This window comes from Cyanobium sp. Cruz-8D1 (assembly GCF_024345975.1).
Taxonomy (GTDB): domain Bacteria; phylum Cyanobacteriota; class Cyanobacteriia; order PCC-6307; family Cyanobiaceae; genus Cyanobium.
The window spans coordinates 1-5,888 of sequence record NZ_JAGQCD010000082.1 but is presented as its reverse complement, the minus strand read 5'-3'; the positions used below and the strand labels follow the sequence as shown (position 1 = coordinate 5,888).

At 54.0% G+C, this 5,888-nt stretch carries 5 protein-coding genes and 1 pseudogene; 3 read left to right on the top strand and 3 right to left on the bottom strand.

The genetic code is table 11. From position 1 onward, the window contains the following. The first annotated feature begins 199 nt into the window (after positions 1 to 199). Entirely contained in the window at positions 200 to 481 is a 282-nt protein-coding gene (locus KBZ33_RS20920; RefSeq protein WP_254955418.1) for a winged helix-turn-helix domain-containing protein, read from the top strand. Here the strand turns inward: KBZ33_RS20920 and KBZ33_RS21755 are convergent. Further along, on the bottom strand, positions 369 to 1,799 hold the full coding sequence (locus KBZ33_RS21755) for a HAMP domain-containing sensor histidine kinase (protein WP_254955416.1): 1,431 nt from the start codon (positions 1,797 to 1,799) through the stop codon (positions 369 to 371). The genes KBZ33_RS20920 and KBZ33_RS21755 overlap by 113 nt on opposite strands. Before the next feature lie 261 nt (positions 1,800 to 2,060). Here KBZ33_RS21755 and KBZ33_RS21750 point away from each other — a divergent pair, with 261 nt between their 5' ends. Both KBZ33_RS21750 and KBZ33_RS21745 read left to right on the top strand, forming a co-directional pair. Next, the gene (locus KBZ33_RS21750) at positions 2,061 to 2,495 is read left to right on the top strand and encodes a prepilin-type N-terminal cleavage/methylation domain-containing protein (RefSeq protein WP_315859251.1); all 435 of its coding nucleotides are present in this window, start codon (positions 2,061 to 2,063) and stop codon (positions 2,493 to 2,495) included. Positions 2,496 to 2,665: 170 nt separating this feature from the next. Continuing rightward, positions 2,666 to 3,097 carry a prepilin-type N-terminal cleavage/methylation domain-containing protein gene (locus tag KBZ33_RS21745; RefSeq protein ID WP_315859250.1) on the top strand — a complete coding sequence of 144 codons (432 nt, stop codon included), beginning with the start codon at positions 2,666 to 2,668 and terminating at the stop codon, positions 3,095 to 3,097. 58 nt (positions 3,098 to 3,155) lie between these two features. Here KBZ33_RS21745 and KBZ33_RS20900 read toward each other — a convergent pair whose 3' ends face one another. Both KBZ33_RS20900 and KBZ33_RS20895 read right to left on the bottom strand, forming a co-directional pair. Next, positions 3,156 to 5,216: a tetratricopeptide repeat protein gene (locus KBZ33_RS20900; RefSeq protein WP_255011961.1), complete on the bottom strand. Its 2,061-nt coding sequence runs from the start codon at positions 5,214 to 5,216 to the stop codon at positions 3,156 to 3,158. A gap of 200 nt (positions 5,217 to 5,416) precedes the next feature. Next, positions 5,417 to 5,888, bottom strand: a pseudogene (locus KBZ33_RS20895) (hypothetical protein); the annotation flags it as partial.

Here is a 5,888-nt window from a genome sequence, read left to right as displayed (position 1 = left end):
GCTGATCAGATCTAGATCGGTTGCAGCAGAGCCGGTTTCGCGCACAGAGAAGGAGCAAGCTCGCTCAGCGAACCCAACGCTGGCAGCTCAGACCAGCGCGCTTGTGACACACTTTGAATCAGCCCTGACCCGGGAGGTGACGCGGGCCGGCGTGGCGCTATCCCTTTCGGTGCGTGAGTACGACCTGCTTCTGTGCCTGATGCGCGGGGCCGGCAGGGTGGTGAACCGAGAAGACATCCTGCGGGAGGTGTGGGGCGACAACCACTTCGGCGATGAAAACCTGCTGGGTGTGTATATCCGTTATCTGCGCCGCAAGCTGGAGCCCGAAGGCCTGCCCACCCTGATCCAGACGGTGCGCGGTGTGGGCTTCATGCTGCGGGAAGGGGAGCGACGCCCTTCAGACGCAACTGGAAATCAGCCCCCCCCTGGGGCCCATCCGCCACCGCAACGCTCCCCCCCATCGCCTCCATCAACGCCCTGACCACCGCCAGGCCCACGCCACTGCCGGGGACGGCGGTGGTGTTGCGGCCGCGGCCGAAGCGTTCAAAAATCAGCGCCTTTTCGCTGTCCGGCACGCCGGGGCCGGAATCGATCACATGCACCACCACCCGATCGAGACTGGAATCGAGACGCAGCTGAATCGGCCCGGCACCGGGATCGTATTTCTGGGCGTTTTCGATCAGGTTGGTCAGGCACTGCTCGAAGCGAACGGCATCCCCCAGGGCGAAGGTGCGGGCGGCCTGGGTGGCGCCAGGGCGGATCCGCAGCCGGCCAAAACAGCGCGAGCGCAGCCGCTGCGCCACCCGCTCGATCGCCTGGGCCACATCGAAGGGCTCGTAGGGCATCAGGGTGCGATGGGCCTCGATGCGGGTGAGGGCCAGCAGATCCGCCACCAGCTGCCCCATCCGGCCGGCCTCCGCTTCGATCAAGGCCAGCTGCTCGGCCTGCTGGCTGGAAAGATCAAGCGAGCGGCGCCGCAGGCTGCTCGCGTAGTTGCGGATCAGGCTGATGGGGGTGCGCAGTTCATGGCTCACCCCATTGGCGAAACTGCGCTGGCGCTCCCAGGAGGCTGAGAGGCGATCGAGCAGATCGTTGAAGGCCAGGGCAATCGGCGCCAGCTCCAGGGGCTGGGCGGCCACCAGCACCCGCTGGCTGTCGAGGCTGTCGGTGCTGATCGCCTGCATGCGCTGGCCGAGATCCTCCAGGGGGGAGAGGCCCCGCAACAGCACCGGCCGCAACAGCAGCCCGGTGAACAGGGTGGCGATGCCGGCGGCGGCCACCAGCAGGATCAGCAGCAGTCGTTGCTGGGCCAGCTTGTGGGTGATGTCTTCCAGAAAGCGCAGGCGCACACTGCGGCCCCCCAGCCGGATCGACTGCGCACTGGTGAGATAGGTGCGCCCTCCCAGGCGAACCACCGCCACAGCCTCTGGGCCGCCCTTGGGGCCGGGCAGGCGGCTCAGCGATACACCAGTGGGGATGGAGAACAGACGGATCTGGTCGGCGGCGCCATAGGGGATGCCCTGGTCGGTTTCGACCCAGCCCAGGACGTTGGGACTGATCAACCGGGCCAGGGAGGCGCTGATGGCCTCGAGGCTCTGGGACGCGGGCTGGCGCGAGAGGAGCACCTGGCGCATGTTGGCGGCGGTGGCCCGGTGTTGGCTGCGCCGCTCCTGGCTGGCCAGCAGGGCCGTGGCCACGATCAGCAGGGCATACCCCCCCAGAACAGCCAGCAGGCTCAGGCCCAGAAGCCGGCGCCGGATCGAAAAGGGCTGGGGGGGCCAGTGGAATCGCCTGATCACCCGAGAAAATTCCGTCAGTTTCATTAGAGGATCATTAGGCCACAGCGAGATCCAGCGCAAATCGATCCTACTGAACAATAAAAAGGCCGACATCACGGCTCGCTCCGGTGGGGCCACTATCCACAAGGTCTCAGGCAGGGCAAGCGGTCTGAACGTTAGTAGCTACAACGTCGCCCGTCACACCGAAGGACGAATCCAAGGTGGACGCAGCCCTTTGTGTTGCCTAATGTGATGGAAGTCAAGAACCTCCCAGCCCTTCCCATGAACATTTCCCCAAAGACCAAGCTGGCGCTGATGCGCAGCCTGCGAGACAAGAAGAATCCCCTCCAAAGGGGCTTCACCTTGATCGAGCTGATGATCGTGGTAGCGATCGTGGGCATTCTTTCCGCCGTGGCCCTGCCTAACTTCCTGCAAGCCAGAAACGCTGCAGCGGCGGGTTCTGCTGTTGGTGAAGCCATTGGAATTGCCAAGGAGTGTGCAACATTCCTCGTTTCTGGCGGTGTTGGAGCCGCACCAGCCACCGTGACTGGTGGCCCCGGAATCACATGTGCTGCTGGTGCGACGCAAGGCACTGTCACCTCAAGAACTTTTGCATCTGGGGCTGCCGGCGTGCGTTGCCTCGCAGCTACCGTCGCCACCACAGCGACTTCGGTGACTGTCACCATTCCAGCAAACGGTGCCATGACCTGCGCATAGGCGTTTCAGGCTTTTCTCAAAGATAAGCTCAAGTCTTATACTTGAGCTTTTTTAATGATCTTCAGGGTCTGTTCTATTGGTACATGCTGCTTGATTTCTCGCTTCCCCAAGAGTACCTTCCGCGCGGTACAGCCATAAGTCCTACATTCAAGTTTTCATAACTTCTGGCAATGGACATCTCCCCAAAGACGAAACTTGCTCTGATCCGCAGTCTGCGAAAGAGAAAGAGCCCCATCCAGAAAGGCTTCACCTTGATTGAATTGATGATTGTGGTGGCCATCGTGGGGATTCTTTCAGCTGTGGCCCTGCCTAACTTCCTGCAAGCCAGAAACGCTGCAGCGGCAGGTTCTGCTGTTGGTGAGGCTATAGGGGTCGCAAAGGAATGTGGGACGTTCATTTTTACTGGTGGTGTTGGCATCTCCCCTGCTACGGTCGTTGGGGGCCCTACGATCACATGTGCAGTCGGTGCCGCGGGAACTGTGATCTCGAGAAGTTTTGCCTCTGGAGCCTCAGGGGTCAGGTGTTTAGCCGCCACGGTAGGCACGAGTGCCACGATTGTGACAATCACCATTCAAACCAACGGCGCCATGAGCTGCTCCTAAATCGGAGCGATTAAATCGACAAAACTGATTGATGGAGATGGTCTCATTGTCCGCGCCTCTACAACCGACAGACAAAGCGCTCAATTTCCTCTGCCATGCTTTGGCCATCAAATAGTTGAGACTTTAATACTTCCGACTGAAAGACTCTTTTCCTCGTCCTAAAGGATTGGACATCCTCAATGATGGTCATGCATTTCTCAACATATTCCCTGTCACTTCTGGCAATCCATTCAGCTTTGCCGCAATGGTGAAGTACGGATGAGCTCATTAAGCCTGAGGTAGTCATACCGCTATAGCCAACAAGAGGCACACCCATTGAGAGCGCATCAAAAGCAGTTGTAGCGGAAGACCAGGGCGTAGTATCCAGAGCCACATCAATCATATTGTAGACATTCATATGCTCAAACCAATCCTTAGATCGGTTCAAGAAGACAATTCGGCCTGATTGAACGCCTTGTCGTTTAAAGACACCAAGAATCCGCTCTCTCATCTTAAAATCATTTGTGAATCTATCCTTTAACAGAAGTTTGGCATGTGGGGCTGCCATCAAGAGATCAGACCATAGCTTTAGCGTGTGATCAGTAAGCTTGGCAATTTGGGAGAATGACCCAATCACAACCTCAGCATCCAGCAGTCTCCCAGTAGCTTCGGGAATAAGTGTAAACGGCGTTGCAGCAAGCCAAGCCCTGTTGAGCCTCACAACCTGTTCAGTAAAATGATGAGCATGAGCTTGCGGAGTCATTATAGAGTCTCCCAAGAAGTAGTCCATTGTGGGCATAAAGGTACTTGCATGATAGCCGATCCAATGGCATTGAATAGGAGCGCACCTATCCGCAAGCAGATGAATTGCCGACCCCGAGGTAAATCCAGAGGTTTCAATAATTACATCATACTTACGGCTATGCAATAAGTTTCTGGCAGAACTTTCGCTGTAATCAGCAATAGAAAAGCATTTGCTGGCCGTCTGCGAAAGGACATCAGCAATTTGATCATTCTTCCATTGATTAGATACGATCTCAACGTCCAGAGATTCCTTCGAATAGTTCAGCAAGAAAGATGCCAGGAAACTAGACACAACATGTGTACCCAGATCCCCCGTAAGAATGCCTACCCGCACCTTTGCAAGTGGTCCTGGAGAAAATAGAACTTGGTCATTCTCAACAAAAGAAGTATCTTTTGCCCCATCAGAGCCACACTCAGTATCATTCTGAATATACATACTCCAGAAGAGAGAACAATACTCTTGTAGTTTGTCAAGATAGCCCTCTCCCAAAGTCGAACACATAAAGATCAATGGGATTAGAGCCTCCGGTGACTCCACTCCTTGCTGGATCACACGATCGTAGAGCTCAAAGGATTTCGTGATATCTCCCATTTCCCCATAGCAATAGGCCATATTACTAGCAATGATCGGAGAATTCTCAGACTTGGCCAAAGCCAATGCATACATATCAATTGACTTGGAAAGAGATCCACTGCTCTGATAAACGCGTGCGAGTTCAAGCATTAGAAAATAGTTTTCCGCATTGTCTTGATAAGCAGCTTCAAGAATCGAAATGGCCGACTCAAAGTCACCTGACTTAAGGGCGATGTCAGACATTCCTATGGACGCAAAGACATCAGCAGGCTTCAAAGATAGGATATAAAGAAGATGTACCAATGCTGAGTCAATATCTCCAAGCGCCAAATCACAACGAGCACTCAGTTCACGGAGCATTAAGTCGTCAGGATTACATTCAAGGCCTTTAGCCGCTGAGGTCTTAGCTAGTTCATAGTTACTGTTGGCAATTAGCCCCTTTACATAGGCGATCGTTGCTTGCTGAGAGCCAGGGAATATACTAAGGATTTTGGTGGAAATATGGAGCAGTGTGGCCTGAGACTTCATCAAGTCAGCATCAACTTGAAGATTATCCCAAGCAATTTGATAGGAGGGATCACAAAGCAGTGCTCGCTCAAATAATTGCAAACCAAAGGTCTTATCCCCATTTTGATACTGAAGTACTCCATAGTTTGTATAGAATCTAGCCGATTGAAAGTTGCGTCGAAATAGGCCTCGGTAGATGAGTCCGGCCTTGTCTAGGCATCCCGTCTTTTGATAAGACAGGGCACGCTCTATCAAGGAGATGGGAGGTTCCAGATTCATGGGTTTGAGATTAGTTAAGTGCCAGAAGATAAAGTTGCTTAGATCATCCCCGTCAATCTTGCCTGCAGGATTAACTGACTATCAACGGTGGACTATTCAAGCCTCTCGACACAGAGTGACTACTTGGCCTGACTGCCAAGCGAGAAAATGAACTTACGGTAAGGGACAGATTTCCTTCATAAGCCACTTAGGCCCAAGGTCTGATTCCCCAGCAACAAGGCGCTGAGATAGGGTTCAGAATAGCTTATGGCGCAACGTCGATCCAACTCAGACAAAAGGAAAGCCGTTAAGTCAAACGCATCGTAAAGCTGATGTAAAAGGAAGCTCGCTGTTCTCAGTTGGTGATTACTCCATAACTCTAGCTTTCTAAAGTCTCGTACATAGATCGCATCCGCCCAAAGGAGCTGGCTGATGGACTGGTACCGATTATCTATAATCTGCAATGGCTTGAATGGCCTGCCTGCCGAAGAGGCAAACCGTAAGAGTGTAAAGCCTTGAGAGCGAAGAAAGGAATCCACATCAGGGAACTTCGAAAAATCAACAAGGCACTTGATTGTGGCATGATTCCGATTATGATCGGTTAAGCAATCTTCACAACAACTGTGGGTCAGAGAGGCTTCTGGGACGAGCAGCAAAGAGTCACAAAGC